Raw genomic sequence first — 21,247 nt, 5'->3', positions numbered from 1 at the left:
ATCAACCATGGCGGTCTCCCGCCCCCGCACCGGCCTGCTCCTCGCCGCCACCGTCACCGCCCTGGCCATGACGGCCACGCCCGCCTCCGCGAACGACGGCAGCCCCGTGCAACGAGTGCTCGACCGGGCCGTGGCCGATGGCGGTGTGCCCGGCATCGTCGCCGAGATCCACCGCAAACACCGTAAAACCTGGTTCGGCACGGCAGGGGTGGCCGATCGGGCGACCGGCGCCAAGCGTGTGCAGGGGGAACATTTCCGCATCGGCAGCGTCACCAAGGCGTTCACGGCCACGGTGATGTTGCAACTGGCGGCCGAGGGCAGGTTGTCCATGGACGACACGGTGGCGAAGTGGCTGCCCGGAGTGGTCGAGGAGCAGCTCGGCGGCGACGGGAGCAAGATCGACCTCAGGCGGCTGCTCAACCACACCAGCGGACTGCCCGATGTCGTGCCCGGCCAGGAGATTCCCCGCCCCGAGCGGCCCGGGGCGGGGTTCATCTACTCCAAGCTCAACTACAACCTCGCGGGCATGATCATCGAGCGGGTGACGGGGGCGAAGCTCGCGGACGAGATCGCGCGGCGGATCGCCCGCCCGCTGGGCCTGACCGGCACATATCTGCCCGGTGGCGAGACGGCGATCCGCACACCCCACGCTCGCCACTACACCAAGGACGGCACAGGGCCCGGCGCGCAAATCCATGACGTGACGGAGACGGACGTGTCGTGGGCGTGGGCCGCCGGTGGCATGATCTCGACGACCGCGGACCTGCACAGGTTCCTGGACTCCCTGCTGCGCGGCCGTCTTCTCCCGCCCGCCCAGCAGCGCGAGATGTTCACCACGGTCTCCACCGAGGGCGGCGATTGGATCGCGAACACCCGATACGGTCTCGGCGTCTACGCCCAGAGGCTCCGCTGCGGCGTGACCGTCTGGGGCGGGGGCGGCGCGGTCCCGGGGTCGTGGACCTACGCCATGGGCAGCCGGCGGGGCACCCACCGCGTCGTGAGCAACGTGAACGGCGACTGGGACGACCCGCTGGCGACCTTCACGGAGTTGCTTGAGGCCCGCTTCTGCCGTACCGGCTCGCGATGATTGCCCGTCGGCTGGGGGGACCGACGGGCGGGAGTGGTCAGATCAGGCCCAGGGTGTTCATGGCCGAGGTGACCTTGAGGAATCCGGCGATGTTGGCGCCGGTGACGTAGTCGCCCGACTGACCGTAGTCGTCGGCGGTGGCCAGGCAGGTGTCGTGGATGTCGCGCATGGTGGCGGCGAGCTTCTCGTCGGTCTCGGCGAAGGCCCAGCGGCCACGGGAGGCGTTCTGCTGCATCTCCAGCGCCGAGGTGGCGACGCCGCCGGCATTGGCGGCCTTGCCGGGGGCGAAGGCGACCTCGGCCTCCTGGAAGACCTGCAGCGCCTGCGGGGTGCACGGCATGTTGGCGCCCTCGGCCACCGCGATCAGGCCGTTCTTGACCAAGGTCACCGCGTCGGCCTCGGTAAGCTCGTTCTGCGTGGCCGAGGGCACCGCGATGTCGCACGGAACGTTCCACGGCGCCTTGCCGGGGATGTATTCCGCGGAGGGCACGAGCTCGGCATAGGCGTCCAGCTTGCGGCGGCGCACCTGCTTGACCTCGGCCAGGACCTCCGGCCGGATGCCCTCGGGGTCGTGCACATAGCCGCTGGAGTCCGAGCAGGCCACAACCGTGGCGCCCATCTGCTGGAGCTTGGCGATGGCGTGCTGGGCGACGTTGCCACTGCCCGAAAGGACCGCGGTCTTGCCGTCGAGGGTCTGCCCGCGCTTGGCGAGCATGGCCTCCAGGAAGTACACCACGCCGTAGCCGGTGGCCTCAGGGCGCACCAGGCTGCCGCCGATGTCCAGGTCCTTGCCGGTGAGGGTGCCGGTCTCGAAGCGGTTGGTGATGCGCTTGTACTGCCCGAACAGGTAGCCGATCTCACGCGATCCGACCCCGATGTCCCCGGCAGGGACGTCGGTCTGGGCGCCGATGTGCCGGTAGAGCTCGGTCATGTAGGCCTGGCAGAAGCGCATGACCTCCCCGTCGGACCGCCCGCTCGGGTCGAAGTCGGCGCCGCCCTTGCCGGCACCGATGCCCAGCCCGGTGAGGGCGTTCTTGAAGATCTGCTCGAAGGCCAGGAACTTCACCACGCCGAGGTTGACGGTGGGATGAAAGCGCAGCCCGCCCTTGTAGGGGCCGAGCGCGGAGCTGAACCCCACCCGGAACCCCCGGTTGACGTGGGCCGCGCCGCTGTCGTCGGTCCACACGACGCGGAACATGGTCTGCCGCTCGGGCTCGCATAGTCGTTCCAGCAACCTCGCGTCTCTTAGGGCGGGATCGCGGCGCAGCGCGGGCTGGATGGAGTGCAGGACCTCCGTGACGGCCTGGTGGAACTCCGTCTCGGCGGGATTACGACGAACGATGTCCTGATAAAGGGCTGATGTAGCGGCATCGAGCGTCATCGCCACCGTTCCTTCCTGATCGTTCTGCATGGAGTGGTAGCCACCTGCGGCGGGAGCATCCCATCCGAGCCTAAAGCGCGCCGACGACCGGTCTATACCGATCAGTACGGCGATGCCTTCAACGACCGGATTCTCAGACCTTTCCAGGTTCATGTCGGAGACGATGCGCTCGCGGAGCCGGCATTTATCGATCTTGCCACTCTGCGTCATCGGCTGCTCGTTGAGCACGATCAACGGCTACGGCAGACGGTGTTTGGACATGCCCTTGGCCAAGAGACAAGGGACGGGCGGGCACGCACGGCCCGCCCGGCGCCGGCCCGGTCGCCGGCGCCGAGTGGCCTATCTCACACCGTGATGTCCCACACCATGGTGTCTCGCACCACGATTTCTCACATCGTGACGACGATCTTCCCGCGCTGTACGCCGCTCTTCATCCGGTCGTACGCGGCGGCGGCCTCGGAGAGCGGGAAGGTGCTGTCGATCACCGGCCTGCCGAGGACGCCGTCGGCGATGCCCTGGGTGACGAAGTCGATCCCGCGTTGCAGGGTCACCGGGTCGCGTGTCTCGTTGATCAGCGAGTAGCCGTGCACCCCCGCCTTGCGGCGCACGAGCGGCAGGACCGGGAAGGCCAGGTCGTTCGTCCCGGACAGTGCTCCGTGGACGAAGGCGATTCCGCCCACGGCGAGCGCGTCGACGTATTCGGCGACGAACCCGCCGCTGATGCCGTCGGAGACGAGCCGGACGCCTTCCCCGCCTGTGATCGCCATGAGCGCCTCGGTCACGTTCTCCTCCGCCGTCGCGACCGTGGCGTCCGCGCCCTCCTTGAGCAGGAACTCCCGCTTCTCCGACGTGCGTGTGCTCGCGATGACCCTGGCGCCGAGGGCCTTCGCCATCCGGATCATGCCGAGGCCGGTGCCGCCCGAGGCCGCCGTGATGAATACCCAGTCGCCCTCGGAGAGGGGAAAGAGTTCCTTCATCGGGTAGTAGGCCGTCAGGTATTGCATCCAGAATCCGGTGGCCTCGGCCGCCGACCAGCCCTCCGGCCACGGCGTCGTGAACGCCTCACGCGCGAGCGCGAATTCGTTCGCGCAGCTGTAGGCGTCCTCGACGTTGGGGATCGTGCTCACCTTGTCGCCGACCTGGAAACGGGTCACCTTCGCGCCGACGGCCTCGACGACGCCGCTCGCCTCGTAGCCGAGCCGCATCGGGAAATCCGAACTGGTGTAGTGACGGCCGTTCATCAGCAGGATGTCGGCCTGGTTCAGGCCGTATGCGGAGACGCGGATAAGGACCTCGTCGGGGCCCGGGGTGGGAACGTCGACCTCGCGGACGACGAGACCCGTCGCGGCGTCGTCGGTGTCTCCGAGGAGGTCGTAAAAAAGTGCGCGCATGGCTCAATCGCTCTCTGTCCAGGTGGGGGTGGTGTTCATCGAGGTGGGCGCGTGCCGGGTGGGGGTTGGTTTAGGCGCGGACGTCGCCCGCCGTTTCCTCGACGGGGCGGTAGTCGATGTCGTAACCGAAGTGCCGGGGGCCGGCGATCTCGATGCCCGCCTCGGTGCGCCAGTGGGGGTCGCAGGGGAGCCCGACAACCGCGACGCGATAGCCGTACCGGATCTCCTCGGCGGGGATCGGCTCGCCCGAGTCGATCTCCAGGGTCATGATGAGGTCGGGGCTGGTCGCGACCACTCGTCCGTCGCGCTCGGCGATGAGATATTCGTTCTGGAAATCCACGGTCATCCGGCGCCCGCGGTCGTCGTCGAGTCCGCTCAGGCGGGCCTTTCCGACCGTCCAGCCGCCTTCGTTCTTACGCTCGACCTCCTCCACCTTGCCGGTCAGAAGCAGCACTCCCCCCTGTTTGGCGAGCACGGCCTCGACGGGCGAGGTGTGCGCGGCGCGTGCCTCCCGGATGGCCCGGCCGATTTCCTCGGCGAGCGTGATGGGGCCGCGGATAAGGCGTTCCTTCGCCTCGGCTCCCGTCATCGGATAGACCGCGATGGCGCCGTGGGCTCCGCTCGCCACCACGGCGGCACGTACATAGGCCTCCGACCACGCGTTGGTGGGACTCTCGAGGGACATCACGTTGCCGTGCTCGTCCACCATCGTGAGCGGCGTCGCACGACCGCCGTAAAGCGTCGGGGTGACCAACTGCAATTCGGGAAAGGCGCGCCCCATGCCGTCGGCGTCGACGACGGGCACCCCGGTCACCGCCGACGTCGTGAACGGCGTCACCCCGTTGAATCCGCCCGCCTCGGCGGGACAGATGTAGGAGTAGGTCTGCCCGGTGAACCGTTCGAGTTCGCGCAGCACACCCGCGTACTCGTTCTCGCGCGGGAGTTTCTCGACCAGCACGCCGGGTGCGCCGAGACCGGCGATGAAGACGATGTTCGCATCGCCCGGCACCTCGTCCAGGTCGACCAGCGGCACCGGGCCGTGCCGCCGGATCGCTTCACGGGCGAGCAGCATGCCGATGTACGGATCACCGCCGCCGCCTGAACCGAGCACCGTCGAGCCGAGGGTGATGTCGGCGAGCGCCGCTTCGTCGATGAGCCGCATCGTCACTGTCCTTTCAAAGTCGTGGCAAGGGTGCGGAACGGGCCTGCGGCCTTCACCCTGACGTGCACCGCGCCGCCTCCCGGCAGGTGCGTGAGCGGGACGTCCTCGGTGTCGACGATGCGCACCGCCTCGGGGTCGGCGCCCGCCTCGACGGCGCGGGCGACCGCCTCCGCTGTGGCGCTCTCCAGCACCTCCGCCCGGGTGGTCCCGGAAAGTGAGTAGATCCGGTCGACCTCGCCGCCGGCCTCGGCGAAAGCCGCGCCCACGGCGTTCGCGACACCCGCGTGATCCGGGATGACGACGTCTCCGAGGTCCGGCAGGGCGGCGAGGAGCGGCCCGCCGCCCCCGACGAGGATCACGGGGATGTCGGCGACGGTCAGTTTGGCCTTGTCGATGGCCCGGACCAGCCGTTCGGTCGCGATGCCGAGGGCACGGCGCACGGTGTCGGCGGGGAGGCCGGAGACCGCTGCGGGGTCTCCGACCTGGGCGGCGCCCGCCGCCACCGCGACGTCGGTGAAGGTCAAGGTGTCGCCGCCGAAGACCCGCGCCTCAGTTGTGATGCGGTGGCCGACGCTTTCCGGGCCGACCGCCGAGCCGTCCTCGGCGATGTGGGTGCCGCCGCCGAGAGCGAGGGAGAGGACGTCGGGAATGCGGAAGTTGCTCCGCACGCCCGCGAAACTCATCGCCACCGTCGACTCCCTGGGGAAACCGTGGTGGAGCATGCCGACGTCGGAGGTGGTCCCGCCGACGTCCACGACCACTCCGTGGTCGATGCCGGTGAGCAGGGCCGCACCCCGGATCGAGTTGGTCGGACCCGACGCGATCGTGAAGATGGGGAAGGTCCGCGCCCGATCGAGGGGCATCACGGTGCCGTCGTTCTGCGACAGCGAGATCGTGGCGGAGATGCCCGCGCTGGCGACGGCAGCCTCAAGACCGTCGATCACGCTGCCCGCCAGGTCGAGGAGGGCGGCGTTCAGGATCGTCGCGCTTTCGCGTTCGAGGAGGCCGTTGCGCCCCACGAGGGCGGAGCGGGTGATCGACACCTCCGGCAGCTCCTCGCGGAGGATCTCCTCCGCCCTGATCTCCGGTTCCGGGTTGACCGTGGAGAAGACCGAACTCAGGGCGATGTGCCGCACACCGGACGCGCCGATCTGCTTGGCGGCCTGGCGCAGTCCCGCTTCGTCCAGTTCGTTGAGCGGCGAGCCGTCGAATTGCGCCCCGCCCGCACACACGTAGACGCCTCCGTCGACGACCTCCCGCAGCCGGTCGGGCCAGTCGATCATCGGTAGGAGGGACTGGGGCGGCGTGGCCAGCCGCACCACAGCGACACGCCCCAGGTCCCGCCCCTGCGCGATCGCGTTGATGAAGTGCGTCGTGCCGATGAACACCGACGCGACCTCGCCTGTGTCCACGGCGCCGAGCACCTCGGTCAGGGCGGCGAGGATGCCCGATGTCACGTCCTTCGACGTCGGCGCCTTCGTGGCGGCGACCACTCGACTGCCGTCTAGGACGACCGCGTCGGTGTTGGTCCCACCGACATCGATTCCGATGCGTAGTGGCACGTTGGTTCTCCTACTACTTGGGGGTGTGGGCCCTGGTCGTTCATGGTTCGGAATGCGGCGGCCGATCGCTGGGAACGCTCCAGGCACGCCAAAGGGACGTCTGTGGCTGTCGAAGGCGAGACGTGATCGAAGGAAGCGGCTGCTCGGTGGGGACTTTGAGGTGATCGGGCACCGAGGGATTTAGGTCATGGAACTCGGCTCTCAGATGAGAAAGGGCGGCCCGCCGCCTGGACGAACAGCCGCAGAGCGCCGCCCGACATGTACGTCGCCTGTGTCTCGACGACCTGGCGGACCTCCGTGCCTGCCGGGTCTGCCCCCGCGAGCACGGCCCTGTCGACGGCCTGCCGTCCGGCCTCGGCGATCCCCTCGACGCGGTCGCCGCCATCCCCCACGAAACTCCACACGTTCCCCGACACCGGGGCGAGAGCCACCCCCACTGCGGCGGCGATCGCCGGGCCACCCGCCTCGGAGTCCAGCACGGGAAGATCACCCACCCGGCGCCGGAGCCAGCTCACCAGGTGGTCCTCGGTCATCCCGGCCGGCGCCATAAAGCCCAGCGGCACGGGCTGATTCGTGCGAACGCCCGCGAGAGTGGGGGTCGGCTCAAGGACAAGCCGCCCATGGCGTACCACTCCGGCACCCGGATGCCGACCGCCACCGCCGACGACGATGGCGTTCTCAACCCCTGCCATCCGGGCGTGGCCCCGGACAACCGCCGCGAGATGCCCTGAGACAATGTGAATCGGAAGCGCCGCCGCGCCTGGCGCGGTGACAAGAGTGCCGTCGTTCCGCGCGACGAAGAGCTCGGTTCCCACGCCGTGCTCATGCAGGATGGACCGCACCCCTTCGATCAAGGTCTGGGCACGTGCGCCGAGCGCGGCGTTGAGGATCGCTGCGTTTTCCCGTTCATACAGCCCGAATCCACCGACGTCATCGCTCAATGTGATCGGATAGCCGGCGCCGAGGACGTCCCGGACGACGGCGGCCGCGGCACGTTCGGGGCGGTTGTCGAGATAGGAGAAGGAGCCCGAGACGGCGACCGCGCTCGCGGCGGTCCCGCAACGCCCGGCGAAGTCCCGCACGGCGTCGAGGTCGAGTTCGCCTGCCGTACTGCCGTCGATGTCGATGCCGCCCGCGGTCGTGAGCCAGGGGCCCGCGACCCGCTCCGCGACCTCTCGCGGCCATCCGGCCAGCGGCGGCACGGCGGTCGTGGGGGTCGCGCCGACGCGCAGCACCCCGACCCGGCCGACGGTCCTGTGGTCGCGGAGCCAGTCGGCGAAGGCCGACATCGCGAGCATCGCCGCCCCGATCCGCCCGGCGCCGACCTGCTTGAGCACACTCCCGACGACGACGGCCAAGCCCCCGAAGCCCTCCGTCACCTCGCTCGCGACGACACGGCCGGAGTCGTCGACCGCGACCGCGCCGAACCGCGGCCCGGCGATCGAGATCCCGAGACGGAAGGGGCCCCCGGTGTTCATCGCACGCCACCTCCCGTCGCCACGGCCGAGAAGTCGACGTAGTCGAGGCCGTAGCCGAGCGCGCGGGGACCCGTGAGCGCGAGCCCTTTCCGCGTGCGCCAGCGGGCGTCGGCGGGGAGCGCGACGACGTGGACGTCGCGGTCGACCGCGGCGTCCTCCGTCGACAGCGGCTGCCAGCTCACCCGGTCGGCGACCACGAGGATGTCGGGCGTCGAGGCGAGGACCTCGCCGGCTCGCACGGCCAGGTGGAACTCGTTGCGCGCCTCAAGCCGCAGCGGCGCCTCCGCGGCGTCGTCGTGTTCGATCGACAGGGAGGACCTGAGGCCGAGGCGGTCGGCGGTGGCCAGGCGCTCGGTGATCACGCCGCTGCCGATCAGCACGCTCCCGCAGCGCTCAAGCAGCCGTGCGGCGCATGCGTCGTCGAGGCCCGCCAGCCCGCTGAAGACGCGGCCGAGTTCGAGGCACCGGCTCACCGACCCGCGAAGGGCGTGGGCGCGGAGGAACTCCGCACTCATGGACGAGGTGCTGAGCACGGCCAGCCAGCCCATGGTCTCGACCACCGGACGTACCAGCCGCTCGACGGAGATCCGGCCCCACTTCCGGATCACGACGGTGCGGCCGTTCGGGTCGCACAGCAGATAGGAGTCGGACTGCACGTCGTCGAGTTCGAGCACGGACAGGTCGAAGCTCGGCACACCGCGCCCGCAGAAATCGGCGTCCACGCAGGGAACCCCCAGCAGCGCCGCGGCTGCCAGCGGGTAGAGGGCGTTGATCCCGGCCGTCTCGTACGACATGACCGCCGACGGCCTGCGGCTGCGAAGCGGCTCGCCGGCGAACACGATGGACGGCTCGGCGAGGCCCAGCAGCTTCTCGGAGAGGGCGTGGGGCGAGCCCAAGAGCACAAAGGGCGCGACTTCGGCATCGGCGTCGAGCTGATCGACTGTGACGATCTCGATCGTCCCGCTCTCACCGAGCGCTTCCCTCAACATCACCTCGGCGAGGAACGGCTCACCGCCACCCCCGCCGCCTAGGACCGCGGCGCCGAGCGCCATCGGCGCCACATCGTCAGCCGTGAATCTCATGGGCTGCTCCCTTTGCTTCCGTGAAGCATTGCGCAGGTGAGGAGGCATCGTCACTGTGCACAGTGCATACACTTTTCCCCCACACTGAGCAGTTTTCCGAGATGTAGGCGCAGGTGAGCCACCATGCTGAACGTGGGTGCCATCGCACAGACCTTCGCTGGACGAAACGCCCGCGAAAGCCTTATCGGTGGGGATAGGGCCGCACACCGCCCGGTCAGTGCCGTCGTGATCCTCTCCGGACTTGAGGAGATCGAGACGTTGCACCCCGGAGCGCTCCTCATCGTGCCCAGGCAGATCGCAGCCGGTGGCGACGTCGCCCTGGACCTGATCATCCGCCGCGCGGCAGCCGTACGGGTGAGCTGCGTGGTGGTGGACGCCGGCACCGGCGAACTGCCCTCCCCCACCCGCCGGCTGGCGGAGCAGTTCCGCATCGTGCTCTGGCGCGAACCCGACCTCGACCCCCGGGGACTGTGCTCACGTATCGAGCGGCTTGTCCGCAATCCCGAACTCGTCGGTGTCGGCGTGATCCGCACCGTGAGCGAAAGCATGATGAACCCCGTGCGCGACGTGGGCGACCTCGTGGGCCGCCTGGCCCGGTTGATCGCCTTCCCGGTCGCCTTGGTCGGCCTCGACGGCCACTCGATCGCCGGCCCCACCCTCGCGCCGCCCGACTACCTGGCCGAACTGCTGCGCTCGTTCGACGGGCGCGCCGCTCCCCGGGACATGATCGTGGAAGCCGGAGCGGAGGGAACCTTCGTGATCGTCGCCGGCTTCCCGTCCGCGACGGACCGGCCTCGGCTCTGGCTCGGCGTGCGCGTGCCGTACGGGCTGGACGCCCATTCCGGCTATGTCCTCACCTCCCTGCGGATCGCCGCACTCGCACTCGCCGGCCACCTCGCCCAGGCGTCCCTGGCCTACGAGCGGGAGAACCGCGAAGCCGGCCTCTTGCTCGACGACCTGCTCCGCAAATGCGACGACGTGGGGCTCGCCGACATCGAACGCGCCGCGGCCCTCGGATGGCAGCTGGTGGGGTGGCATCTCGCCGTTCAAGTGCGGGCGATCGGCAGCCCCGCCGACCTGCCGCCACCGGCCCTCACCCGATCACTCGCTCAAGCCCTCGAAACCAGCGGTGTGCACACCCGGCCGGTCGACACCGGGCAGGCCGTCGTCTTCTGGACGACGACCACCGCCACACCGGACACCGGCCAGGTGGCGGCACTGGCCGGTAGCGTCCATGCGGCACTCGCGGAGATCGAGAGGGGATATCCCCGCCTCCGGCTGCGTGCCGGGATCGGCGACCCGCACGAGGGACCGCGCGGGCTCGCCCTCTCCCTCGCCGACGCCCGGCACGCCCTGGCGTTCGCCGAGGCCCAGCAGGGGCGGGCCGTCGTACGGCGGTCCGACGCGATGACCGCGAGCCGTCTGGTGCGCACATGGCTTCCCGACGGCGCGGCCCGGGACGTCGTCGCGAGCCTGACCGATCCGATCCGCGACGCGGACCCTTCGGGGCAGCTCATCAGCACATTGAGGACATATCTCGACACCGAGTCGAACGTCTCCCAGACCGCGGTGGCCCTTCATCTCCACCGGAACACCGTGATCCAGCGGTTGCAGCGCATTCGTTCCCTGCTCAACGTCGACCTCGACGACCCGCACGACCGCCTCGCCCTCCGGCTGGCTCTCCGGCTGACGCCGTAGGCCTCCCCCTGCCACCTGTAGTGCTACAGGTGCGGGATGAACCGCCCGAACCTCCCCTGGTGGTAGAGGAGTGGACGCCCCTGCCCGGCCACACTCGTGTCCGTCACCAGGCCGACCACCAGGTTGTGATCGCCGATCTCCACCGTCGAGTACGGCGCGCACACCAGGTGAGCCGGCGCCCCGTCGAGCAGCGGCACCCCGAGGGGACCCGGCTGCCAGCTCGTCGGCGGGGCGAAACGGTCGATGTTCTTACGGGCGAACCTCGCCGCCACCTCCGCCTGATCACTGGCGAGCACGTTAACCGCGAAATGATCGGCCTCCCGCAATCGCCGCCATGTGCTGGAGGCGGCGTCCACGAAGAAGGACACAAGCGGCGGGCTGAGACTCACCGACGAGAACGACGTCGCCGTCAACCCGACCGGCACCCCCTGCACCCGTGCGGTGATCACCACAACCCCGGCGGCGTGTACGGCGAGAGCCCGCTTGAACCGGGCGTCGTCCACCGGCCTGGCCTCCGCCACACGCTCGTTCAACATCTCGGTCATCAGACTCTCACCTGCCCTCCGCGGAGCGCCGCCACCTGCGGCCCGATCTTCGCCGCCCACCGCGACACCACCTCGTCCGATTTCAGGAAATCGGCCTCCAGCAGGGCCAGCCCGGGGGTCGGTACGGCGGCGCCCAGTTCGACGAGCAACGGACGCAAATGCACCTCCACCGCGAGCGCGTGCCGTGCGTCGCCCACCACGAGGAGGGGCAGCGCGATCTTGTCCACCAGCACGCCAGGGGGCAGCCGGTCGAGGAACACCTTGAGCAACCCCGTATAGGTGCCCTTGTAGGTGGGGCTCGCCACGAGAAGCACATCGGCCCCCTTGACCAGGTCGATCGCCACCTCGACCGCCGCCGCCGGGGAGGGGGCGAGCAGCGTGGGGGCGAGCGCCGCGAGGTCCACGACCTCGGGGGCGGTGCCGTACCCGAGGTCGCGGGCCAGGGCCTCGCCTGCCGCGACCGCCACGCCGTATGTCCGGGAAGCCGGCTTCGGGTTGCCCACCACCGTCACGAGGCTCATGACGCCACCGCCAGACGGCGCGCGGCCGGGCGGGGCAGGCCGTAGTGATCGCGCAGCGTGGAACCCTCGTATTCGGTGCGGAACAGTTCGCGCCTCTGCAACTCGGGCACGACGTGGTCGACGAAGTCGGTGAGACCGCTGGGGAGCAGCGGCGGCATGATGTTGAAACCGTCCGCCGCGCCGTTGCCGAACCACTCCTGGAGCTGGTCGGCGATCTGCTCGGGTGTGCCCACGACGACCCGGTGCCCACGCCCGCCGGCGAGACGGCCGAGCAGCTGGCGGATGGTGAGACTGTCCCGGCGGGCCAGGTCGGTGACCAGTTTGACGCGGCTCTGCTGGCCGTCGGGCACAGGTGGCAGGTCGGGCAGCGGCCCGTCGAGGGGGTAGCCCGATAGGTCGTGTCCGAAGATGCCGGACAGTTGCTTGATGCCGTATTCCGGGATGATCAGCTCGCTGAGTTCGTGTTCCAGGCGGCGGGCCTCGGCCTCCGTGCTGCCGATGATGGGGGAAATGCCGGGCAACACCTTCACCTCGTACGGCTCGCGCCCATGAGCGGCGAGGCGTGACTTGAGGTCGGCGTAGAACTCCTGGGCCTCGGCGAGGGTCTGCTGGGCGGTGAACACCGCTTCGGCGTGGCGGGCGGCGAACGCCTTGCCGTCCTCCGACGATCCCGCCTGGACCAGGACGGGGTAGCCCTGCGGGGATCTCGGCGAGGTTAGGGGGCCACGGACCTTGAAATATCCCCCTTGGTGGTTGACGGGGTGAATCTTCGCCGGGTCCGCGTAGTGCCCCGCCACCCGATCCGCCACGATCGCGTCGTCGTCCCAGCTGTCCCAGAGTCGCTTCACCACCTCCAGGAACTCATCGGCCCGCGCGTAGCGGTCGGCGTGTGCCGGGCGTTCCCTGCCGAAGTTCTCGGCCTCCGCCTCACCCGCCGATGTCACGATGTTCCACCCGGCGCGCCCGCCGCTCAGATGATCGAGCGAGGCGAACTTCCGAGCGAGATGGAAGGGTTCGTTATAGGTCGTGGAGACCGTCGCGATCAGGCCGATGTGCTCGGTCACCGCCGCCAGCGCCGACAACAACGTCAGCGGTTCGAGGCCGCCTGCCGCGCCGTGCCGTACGTCGTTCCAGAGGGCCAGGCCGTCGGCCAGGAAGACGGAGTCGAGCCTGCCGCGCTCCGCCGTACGCGCCAGCTCCTGGAAGTGCCGCAGATCGGTCACCCCGGAGGGATCGCTGTCGGCGTGCCGCCAGGCGGCTTCGTGGTGTCCGACGTTGAGGAGAAAGGCGTTCAAGTGAAGCCTGCGGGAGTCTGTCATGAGGTGGCCCTCCACGTTGAGAATCGGCGCTCCAGCGAGGCGAGGAGCACGTTGAAAAGCAGGCCCAGTACGGAGATCGTGATGATGCCGGCGTACATGTCGTGTACGCGGAAGTTGAACTGGGCGTAGTTGATGAGATAGCCAAGCCCGGCCTTCGCCCCGACCATCTCGGCGGCCACCAGGACGAGCATCGAGTAGGCTCCGGCGAGCCGTATGCCTGTGAAGATCGTGGGCACGGAGGCGGGCAGGATCACCTTCTGAAACAGCCGGTGTGCCGGGAGTCCCAGGGATCGCGCCGACTTGATCAGGAGCGGATCCACGCCGCGCACACCCGCGATCGTGTTGAGCAGGATCGGCCAGGCGGCGGCATAGAGGATGATGGCGATCTTCGATGTCTCGCCCAGACCGAGGAGCAGCACAAACACGGGCAGGAGCGCGAGGGTGGCCGTGTTGCGGAACAACTCCAGGAGGGGGTTGAGAAAGTCCGCGAGGGGGCGATACCAGCCGATCAGCAGGCCTAGGGGGATGGCCAGGGCGATCGCCAGGCCGAATCCGGCTAGGGATCTGCCGAGGCTGGCCTGCGTGTGGTCGAGGAGTTCGCCGGTTGCCGCCAGGTTGGCCAGGGCGGTCAGCACCTCGGACAGGGGTGGGAGGAAGGTGCGGTCGACGACGCCGGTTCTGGGCAACACCTCCCAGACCACGGCGAGCAGTGTGATTGCTGCGACTCGCCGCAGTCCTTTCAGGAGGTGCACTGCAGGCTTCGCCGTACGTGACGTGGGGGCTTTTGCCGGAGCTTTTGCCAGAGCTTCCGTCGGAGCTTCCGTCGGAGCTTCTGTCGGAGCTTCTGTCGGAGCTTCTGTCGGAGGGGTGGCGAGCTGCGGCGCCGTGGTCGTGGGGGTGCTGACGCTAACCAACGGGGGCCTCCTGCCGTGCCGCCGCCACCTCGTCGCGCAGGAGGGTCCACACCACGTGGCGATAGTCCCCAAACCTGGCGTCCGCCCGCAGATCACCCTCTCGTGCCTCGAACTCGACATCGAGCACATGCTTGATGCGGCCTGGGCGCGACGTCATGACGGCGACCCGCTGCCCGAGATAGACCGCTTCGTCGATGCCGTGGGTGATGAAGACGACCGTCTTCTGGGTCTTCTCCCAGATGCGGAGGAGTTCCTCCTGCAAGGTCTCCCGTGTCTGCGCATCGAGCGCCGCGAAGGGTTCGTCCATCAACAGCACATCCGGGTCGAACGCGAGACTGCGCGCGATCGCCACCCGTTGCCGCATTCCGCCCGACAACTCGTGGGGATAACGTTCGGCGAACCCGCTCAGGCCGACCAGGTCCAGGAAGTGCCGCGCCCGCTCTCGCCGCTCACGCTTCTTCGTGTCCTTGGCCTCCAGGCCGAACTCGACGTTGGCGAGAGCCGTACGCCAGGGAAAGAGGGCATATTGCTGGAACACGATTCCGCGGTCGAGTCCCGGCCCCTCGATCGGGACTCCGTCGAGCAGGATCTCGCCGTGCGTTGGCGCCGTGAGTCCGGCGAGCAGGTCGAGCAGGGTGGATTTGCCGCATCCGCTGGGGCCCACCAGGGTGAGGAACTCCCCCGTGCGCACGTCGAGGTGGATGTCGTGGAGGGCGGTGAACGGTTCGTCGTGGTCGCGTACGGAGAAGTCCTTGGTGACGCCTCTGATGCTGATTTTCGCGGTCATCGCGACTGTCCTTCGGACGTTGCTTGGGGGGTTCCTGCGGGCGTTGCTACTCGTTTGGCTGCCAGAGGGTTGTAGGCGTTCGTGTAGACGTCGGAGGCCTTGACCTGGCCTGGTGTGAGTTCGCCTTCGCGTTCCAGCCAGTCGATCCAGGTCTGGAACTCCTTCTCCGCGATCACGCCGCCGGGGGCCGCGATGCCCGTGCTCTTCCAGAACCCGACCGCTGTGGTGTCCTCACTGCGACCGCGCTTGGCGATGATCTCCTTGTACTTCGCCACGACCTCTTCGCGTGGGCGTTCCTGTGTCCACTTGATGGCTTTCGCTGTGGCTTCGACGAACTTCTTGACGGTCTGCGGGTTCTCGTCGATGAACTTCTGGGTGAGCACGTAGCTGCCCGCTGAGAAGGGGCCGAACAGGTCGAAGTCCGAGAACAGCGTGCGTAGCCCGCCGCGTTCCAGGGCCTTGTCGCGGAGCACGCCACCGAGCACGGCGACGTCGATCTGGCTTTGCCGTAGGCCCTGTTCGGTGTTGACCGGCGGGACGACGACCAGTTCTACCTGCTTGATCTCGTCTGGGGTGAGGCCGCCGCGTTTGAGGTATTCCTTCAGGGCGGCTTCGGCGTGGGCGCCCAGGGTGTTCATGCCGACCTTTTTGCCGATCAGGTCGCGGGCGGTCTTGATGGGGCTGTTGTCCAGGACGTAGTAGCCCTGGAAGGAGTCTTTGTCGCTGCCGTAGTAGCTGATCACGGCCTTGATGGGAGCCTTGGCGGCGACGAGCTTTACGATCGCGCCGTTGAACGCGCCGCCGAAGTCGGTCTGGCCGGTGGCGGCGGACTGGATGTCCTGGGGGCCGCTGATCGTGTTGCCGATCCACTTGAGCTTGACAGGCGCGAGATAGCCGAGGTCCTCGGCCAGTTCAGGGAGGGTGACCTGGCCGACGCTGCCTTGGTAGCGGAGTTCCAGGGTCTCGGCATTTGTGGTGGCGGCGGACGCGCCGCAGGCAGTCAGGGACGTGAGAAGGACGGTGGCTATTAGGGCATGACGGAGGGATTTCACGGGTTTCGTCCTCACTTGTCGCGCGGCGGATCGCCGGCACGACCCACGCCATGTCCCGAAAAATGGGGATCCCGGGGTGGGGGATCCCTAGGCGAGGTGCCTGAGCATCCTGTGGGGGATCCCTGAGTCGGGGGACATAGCGGGATTGGATGGCTGATGGTCGCTGGAGATGGGAAAGGGCGGGGCTCAGCGGGATCACGCCACGTACGGCTCTGAGGAGCTGCCGGTGAGAGCTGGGGGACGGCTTTTAGACGTGGACGTCCGGGCTGAGCGCGCGACGCACCACCGATCGACGGTCTCTGAGGTCGCGCTCTACGGCTTGCGACAACACTGCGCGCTGACCACGTGACCGAAGTCCACATGCATGCGCTTCGTCAGGTTCTGGCCCTGGCTCATGGATTCGACAGTACGGACCGAAATGGGACTAAGTCAATATTTCCTACTGGTTTTACATGAAAATTCTCACGAGGAGCGGGAGCGCCCCTCCCAGCACTCCCTCACCCCGCAGACCAGGCTCCCTCGACTAGCGTGGAAACCCTCACCGCTTGACGTACCAGAGGTCAGGCTCCCCAGGCACCCGGACCACCCGCCCCCGCGCCTCCAGCCAGACCAGATGCGCCAAGGTCTCATTACAGGCGGCCCTGCGCATGAACCCCCGGATCGCCTCCCAGGGCCGGGACCAGGTCAGCACACCGGCCAGCTCCCAGCAGCTCACCCCGTCCCGCTCCCCCAGCCCCGCCTCGATCTCGGCCAGCCGCTCATGGTGATGCGCCATCACATAGTCGACCCGATCCGCCAATTCCAGGAAGCGATACTCGTGGGCCGGCAACACCTCCTCGACCTCCATATCGCGCACCTTGGCCAGCGAGTCCAGATAGTCCGCCAGGGGGTTCGCCGTCGACCGGGCATGCACCGCCACGATCGGAGTGATCTTCGGCAAGACGTGGTCGCCGGAGAAGAGCAGCCGCCGGTCGGGCTCCACAAAACACAGATGCCCCGGCGAATGGCCCGGAGTCCACAACGCCTGCAAATTCCACCCCCGCAGGTCCAGACGCTCACCGTCCTCGATCAGCCGATCGGGCCGCGGCAGGGACATGTACTCCCGGAACATCTTCGCCATGCCCGCCAACCCCTCCAGAGCCTCCGGCGGCGCTCCCACGCGCACCAAGGAGGAGCGCTCCTGCGCGATGGCGGCATTCAGACGATCATCGTCGAGATCGCCGTCAAGCAGCGCCGCATCGGCGGGATGCAACCCCACCCAGGCCCCGGAACTCTCCCGGACCCGCCCCGCGAGACCGTAGTGATCGTGGTGGATATGCGTCACCAACACGCCCTTGACATCGGTGATCGCATAACCGGCGGTCGCCAGCCCATCGCACAACGCCGTATACGCCTCGTCGGTGTCCCACCCGGCGTCCACGAGCACCACCCCACCGGGCACCTCAAGGGCATAGACGAGGACATAGCGCATCGCCTCCAACGGAAGCGGCACCGGGATCGACCAGATCCCCGGCCGCACCCGCTCGACCTCGGGAAAACCTCCCGCCCGCCACGCCGTACGCTGCTGCTCGTTAGCCGGGGTCACACCTGCGGGCCTCGCCGGGGCGCTGTCCACCTGGCACTCCTCTCACGGGGGTTCGTGGTACCGAAACTGATTCTGCCCTCTCGACCGAACCTTGTTCTAATCGGGCATCGTCTAGTCGGGCGTCGTAGCGTGGAAGCATGAAGCTGGGACGCGAGATCTCCGGAGACGGGCGTTTCGTCCGTCAACCCAACCGGTTCACCAACCGCATCGAACCCGACAGCCCCTACCCGCCAGGCCCCGGGCGTTATCACCTCTACGCCTCATATGCCTGCCCCTGGGCACAACGCTCGCTGATCGTCCGGCAGCTCCTCGGCCTGGAGGACATCATCGGCCTGACCGTCGTCGACCCCATCCGCGACGACAAAGGCTGGCGATTCACCCTCTCCCCCGGCGACCGCGACCCCGTCACCGGCGCCTCCTACTTGTCGGAGCTCTACCACGCGACCGACCCGGAGTATTTCGGCCGCTACACGGTCCCCTGCATCTGGGACACCCAGACCGAACGCCTGGTCACCAACGACTACCCACAACTCACGATCACCCTGGAAACCGCCTTCGCCCCCTGGCACGCCGCCGGCTCCCCCGACCTGTACCCGTCGAGACTCCGCCGCGACATCGACGCCATGAACGACTGGCTCTACGGCGGCATCAACAACGCCGTCTACGAAGCAGGCTTCAGCAGGAACCAACAGAAGTACGAGGACGCCGTCACACGCGTCTTCACCACCCTGGACAGGCTGGAAGAACGCCTAACCACCCACCGCTTCCTCCACGGCGACCAACTGACCGACAGCGACGTGAGGCTCTACACCACCTTGGCGAGGTTCGACCCGGTCTACTACTCCCACTTCAAGTGCTCAATCCGCCGCCTCACCGACTATCCAGCCCTCTGGGCCTACGCCCGCGACCTCTACCAACGCCCGGCGTTCCACAACACAACCGACTTCGACCAGATCAAACGGCATTACTTCATCACGCAGACGAACGTCAATCCGAGCCAGGTTGTGCCAGTGGGACCTGCCCTGGACTGGGATGCCCCTCACGGCCGCGGCTGAACGGAACCCGAACGAAGAGAAGCAGCGACAAGCACATCACCGAGGTGGACGCCAAGAAGGCTCCTGCCGTACCGACTCCGGCCGCGAGCGCACCGAGGGCCACACTTGCGCACACCCCACCAACCTGCAGCGAGAGCGATTGAGCGGACATCACGGTCGCCCTCTCCCCAGAGGTGACCCGATGGTGCAACATCTCCGCACACAACACCTGAAGCATGGCCAGCCCCGCAAACAACACCACGTACGCCAGGGCGGCTGCGACAAGCCCCGCCACCTCCCCCAAAACCCCGGCGGCCGCCACACCACCAATGCCCAGACAAGCCCCCAAACCCCCAACAACAGCCCCCCGCACTCCTTGCCGAGAACCCCCCACCCTCCTCGCGGCCCACGGCGTCACAAAACTCCCCAAACCACTCCCCACAAACCCAAGCGCCGCGATCACCGCATAAACCGTGCCGGCCAGAGTGGGCCGCCCAGTGAGCTGAAGCACCATCCCAGGCGTAAGAAGCTCCACCCCACCCAACACAACCCCAATCGCCACCTTCACCCCCATCAACCTCCGCAAAACCCCATCAACCCCAGCCAGCCGCACCCCCATCCCCACCGTGTACGGCACAGCCCGCATAACCTCCCCAAACTTGGCCCGCTCCCGCCGAGCCTCCGTCATCACCATCAACGCCACAACCAGCAAAACCCCCGAAGCCGCCGCCCCCAAAACCATGGGCACCGCCAAAGCCACGGAAGCCTCCCGGGGCACGAACAGCGGCACAGTCCCCCCAACCAACGTCCCCAAACAAACACCCACGGCATCCATCGTCCGCCCCCGAGCCAACCCCGGCCGCAAATCCACCCCCTCCCCCTTCTCCGCCTGCAAGGCATCCACAAACCAAGCCTCGGCAGGCCCACTGGAAAGCGCCCGCCCCACCCCCATAAAAACCATCGCCCCCAAGAACCCCCAAAACGACGAAGCAAACGCCATAACCAACGCCCCAGCTGCCCCAAACCCCGCAGCCGCCGCCAACACCACCCGCCGCCCCCAAACATCCGCCAACCCCCCAGTAGGCAGCTCGAGCACGATAACAACCACTGAATAAACCGCCAGCAGCCCCCCGATAACCGCAATACTCTGCCCTCGAGCCCCCATAAGCAGAACCATCGCCGCCACCGTCAACCCAGGCGACAACCAGGTAAGAAAACTAACCAGCAAATAGCGCCCGGTAACACTCACCGCCCCTCCCCCTCAGCACCCGAGTAAGGCAAGAACGCCAAATAAACCCCCACCTGCTTAGTCTCCCCCCGCGCCTTCTTCTCTACATCCTCCGCAATCACCTCCCCCAAAACCTCCCAAAGCCTCTCCCCCAACCGCCGCACCCCCTCGGCCGACAACTCCACCACCGAATCCGACATCCCCAAAGCCTCATCCCATAGCGCTCCCGCCTCCTCCACCCCCTCCCTCCAAACCTCAAAATCCCTCACAAGCCCCTCAAGCTGCCGCCCCCGCATAGCCCGAACCGCCGCCCGCCCCTCCGGCGTCTCCCCTAACTCCGCCACACTCCACGACGTATACCGATGCACCGCCCGCCACCGCCGCTCCCGCCCCACCCGCGGCCCCGGATCATCCTCAATGAACCCGTACTTCGCCAGCTCCCGCAGGTGATAGCTGGTAGCCCCCGAACTCTCCCCAACCAGCCGCCCCAACTCCGAAGCGGTAGCCGGCCCCTCCGCCCGCAACAACCCCAACATCCGCACCCTGAGCGGATGACTCACCGCCTTGAGCGTGCGCGGATCCGTGACGTGATAGATCTCCTCCATGCCCGCATGGTAAGCATGCAAAGATCTCTTTGCAAGACTTCCTTGGCATGCTCACCCACCTCACCAAGCATTGCCGCGCGCCACAAGCCAGATCATCAGCCCCAAACCCCAATCCCAACCCGAAAGCCATTTCAGCGGATGAAGCGCGTCCCCCCACGCCGCAAGGCGGGATTTCTGAGACGATGGACGCTAGATCTAGCAATGCAGTTCACGGCGGCCAGGAGGTTTGGACGGAACCTTGGACAAACCCGACTTTCCCAGTTGAAGGGCATTTTTCTCATGCAAACGATCAAGTTCTCCGAAACCCATCCCGAAAGCCCGAGGCTAAGGGACAAAGCTTCAAGGCTGAACGTGGACTAGCAGAAGACCGTCCGAGGAGGACATTTGTCGCGCCTCTTTGATTGCCTTCACTTCGCTTGGCGCTTCCAAACTCTCCAGGCCCCATTCCTGAACATAAGATCTCACGCTAAAAATGAGCAGCTCGGCCCCCTGCCGCCCTCTGGAGCTCATATAGAGTTCTTCGCCTTTGACCGGCAAATCGATTTTCCATCCGCGTTCTAGCAACAGCTTGCGAGCCTTTTCAATAGCGCCTCGGGGTTCAACTACTCCCACATCCAGCACGAGCACGCGACCAAAGGACCTTAGCGGTGGCCACCAATTGTCTCCCGAATACCATTCGCTATTCGCTTCAGATAGCACTTTACCGATCGACCTAACGTCAGCTACTGCAGCTGGATCGAAGTGCTCCTCCCTTCCACATGAAGCGAGAGCCACCCCCAGAGACAAACTCAATATCACACATCCCGAACGATACAT

19 protein-coding genes are annotated in these 21,247 nt (G+C 67.5%); 3 read left to right on the top strand and 16 right to left on the bottom strand.

Annotated elements, in window-relative coordinates:
- The first annotated feature begins 7 nt into the window (after positions 1–7).
- Positions 8–1,087: a serine hydrolase domain-containing protein gene (locus tag Ssi02_RS13585; protein ID WP_204025456.1), complete on the top strand. Its 1,080-nt coding sequence runs from the start codon at positions 8–10 to the stop codon at positions 1,085–1,087.
- Positions 1,088–1,124: 37 nt separating this feature from the next.
- Here the strand turns inward: Ssi02_RS13585 and gdhA are convergent, their stop codons facing one another.
- From gdhA to Ssi02_RS13555, 6 genes are all read right to left on the bottom strand, one after another.
- Entirely contained in the window at positions 1,125–2,468 is a 1,344-nt protein-coding gene (gdhA, locus tag Ssi02_RS13580; RefSeq protein ID WP_204025948.1) for an NADP-specific glutamate dehydrogenase, read from the bottom strand.
- Positions 2,469–2,857: 389 nt separating this feature from the next.
- Complete coding sequence (locus Ssi02_RS13575) at positions 2,858–3,859, bottom strand: zinc-dependent alcohol dehydrogenase family protein (protein WP_204025454.1); 1,002 nt, start codon at positions 3,857–3,859, stop codon at positions 2,858–2,860.
- A gap of 70 nt (positions 3,860–3,929) precedes the next feature.
- Positions 3,930–5,021: an S-methyl thiohydantoin desulfurase family protein gene (locus Ssi02_RS13570; RefSeq protein WP_204025452.1), complete on the bottom strand. Its 1,092-nt coding sequence runs from the start codon at positions 5,019–5,021 to the stop codon at positions 3,930–3,932.
- A 2-nt stretch (positions 5,022–5,023) separates the two neighbouring features.
- Positions 5,024–6,583, bottom strand: coding sequence for a hydantoinase/oxoprolinase N-terminal domain-containing protein (locus Ssi02_RS13565; protein WP_204025450.1), 1,560 nt, complete (start codon positions 6,581–6,583; stop codon positions 5,024–5,026).
- Between the two features lie 185 nt (positions 6,584–6,768).
- A complete protein-coding gene (locus Ssi02_RS13560) occupies positions 6,769–8,061 on the bottom strand; it encodes a hydantoinase/oxoprolinase family protein (protein ID WP_204025448.1) in 1,293 nt (430 codons plus the stop codon).
- Positions 8,058–9,143, bottom strand: coding sequence for a DUF917 domain-containing protein (locus Ssi02_RS13555; protein WP_204025447.1), 1,086 nt, complete (start codon positions 9,141–9,143; stop codon positions 8,058–8,060). The genes Ssi02_RS13560 and Ssi02_RS13555 overlap by 4 nt, the downstream gene beginning before the upstream one ends.
- 123 nt (positions 9,144–9,266) lie before the next feature.
- Between Ssi02_RS13555 and Ssi02_RS13550 the strand changes: the two genes are divergently transcribed.
- The gene (locus Ssi02_RS13550) at positions 9,267–10,841 is read left to right on the top strand and encodes a PucR family transcriptional regulator (RefSeq protein WP_204025446.1); all 1,575 of its coding nucleotides are present in this window, start codon (positions 9,267–9,269) and stop codon (positions 10,839–10,841) included.
- A gap of 23 nt (positions 10,842–10,864) precedes the next feature.
- Here Ssi02_RS13550 and Ssi02_RS13545 read toward each other — a convergent pair whose 3' ends face one another.
- The 7 genes from Ssi02_RS13545 to Ssi02_RS39290 all read right to left on the bottom strand — a co-directional run bounded on the left by Ssi02_RS13545 (position 10,865) and on the right by Ssi02_RS39290 (position 17,594).
- Positions 10,865–11,386 (bottom strand): flavin reductase family protein, encoded by a 522-nt coding sequence (locus Ssi02_RS13545; RefSeq protein WP_204025445.1) that lies wholly within the window; start codon positions 11,384–11,386, stop codon positions 10,865–10,867.
- A complete protein-coding gene (locus Ssi02_RS13540) occupies positions 11,386–11,907 on the bottom strand; it encodes an NADPH-dependent FMN reductase (RefSeq protein WP_204025444.1) in 522 nt (173 codons plus the stop codon). Before Ssi02_RS13540 ends, Ssi02_RS13545 begins: the two co-directional genes overlap by 1 nt.
- Positions 11,904–13,226 carry an LLM class flavin-dependent oxidoreductase gene (locus Ssi02_RS13535; RefSeq protein ID WP_204025443.1) on the bottom strand — a complete coding sequence of 441 codons (1,323 nt, stop codon included), beginning with the start codon at positions 13,224–13,226 and terminating at the stop codon, positions 11,904–11,906. Before Ssi02_RS13535 ends, Ssi02_RS13540 begins: the two co-directional genes overlap by 4 nt.
- Positions 13,223–13,978 (bottom strand): ABC transporter permease, encoded by a 756-nt coding sequence (locus tag Ssi02_RS13530; protein WP_239128889.1) that lies wholly within the window; start codon positions 13,976–13,978, stop codon positions 13,223–13,225. Before Ssi02_RS13530 ends, Ssi02_RS13535 begins: the two co-directional genes overlap by 4 nt.
- Positions 13,979–14,132: 154 nt before the next feature.
- The gene (locus Ssi02_RS13525) at positions 14,133–14,927 is read right to left on the bottom strand and encodes an ABC transporter ATP-binding protein (RefSeq protein WP_204025442.1); all 795 of its coding nucleotides are present in this window, start codon (positions 14,925–14,927) and stop codon (positions 14,133–14,135) included.
- A complete protein-coding gene (locus tag Ssi02_RS13520) occupies positions 14,924–15,979 on the bottom strand; it encodes an ABC transporter substrate-binding protein (RefSeq protein WP_204025440.1) in 1,056 nt (351 codons plus the stop codon). The genes Ssi02_RS13525 and Ssi02_RS13520 overlap by 4 nt, the downstream gene beginning before the upstream one ends.
- Positions 15,980–16,517: 538 nt before the next feature.
- Complete coding sequence (locus Ssi02_RS39290; protein WP_275410666.1) at positions 16,518–17,594, bottom strand: MBL fold metallo-hydrolase; 1,077 nt, start codon at positions 17,592–17,594, stop codon at positions 16,518–16,520.
- Between the two features lie 107 nt (positions 17,595–17,701).
- Here Ssi02_RS39290 and Ssi02_RS13510 point away from each other — a divergent pair, with 107 nt between their 5' ends.
- On the top strand, positions 17,702–18,619 hold the full coding sequence (locus tag Ssi02_RS13510; protein WP_204025438.1) for a glutathione S-transferase family protein: 918 nt from the start codon (positions 17,702–17,704) through the stop codon (positions 18,617–18,619).
- Here the strand turns inward: Ssi02_RS13510 and Ssi02_RS39785 are convergent.
- The 3 genes from Ssi02_RS39785 to Ssi02_RS13495 form a co-directional block, all read right to left on the bottom strand.
- Complete coding sequence (locus tag Ssi02_RS39785; protein ID WP_204025436.1) at positions 18,552–19,847, bottom strand: MFS transporter; 1,296 nt, start codon at positions 19,845–19,847, stop codon at positions 18,552–18,554. The two genes, Ssi02_RS13510 and Ssi02_RS39785, sit on opposite strands and share 68 nt — an antisense overlap.
- A complete protein-coding gene (locus Ssi02_RS39285; protein ID WP_275410665.1) occupies positions 19,844–20,431 on the bottom strand; it encodes an ArsR/SmtB family transcription factor in 588 nt (195 codons plus the stop codon). Before Ssi02_RS39285 ends, Ssi02_RS39785 begins: the two co-directional genes overlap by 4 nt.
- Before the next feature lie 339 nt (positions 20,432–20,770).
- Positions 20,771–21,058, bottom strand: coding sequence for a hypothetical protein (locus Ssi02_RS13495; protein ID WP_204025435.1), 288 nt, complete (start codon positions 21,056–21,058; stop codon positions 20,771–20,773).
- Between the last annotated feature and the right edge of the window lie 189 nt (positions 21,059–21,247).

Origin of the sequence: Sinosporangium siamense (assembly GCF_016863435.1) — a bacterium.
In the GTDB taxonomy this organism is placed as follows: domain Bacteria; phylum Actinomycetota; class Actinomycetes; order Streptosporangiales; family Streptosporangiaceae; genus Sinosporangium; species Sinosporangium siamense.
This window is presented reverse-complemented; position numbering and strand designations above follow the sequence as displayed.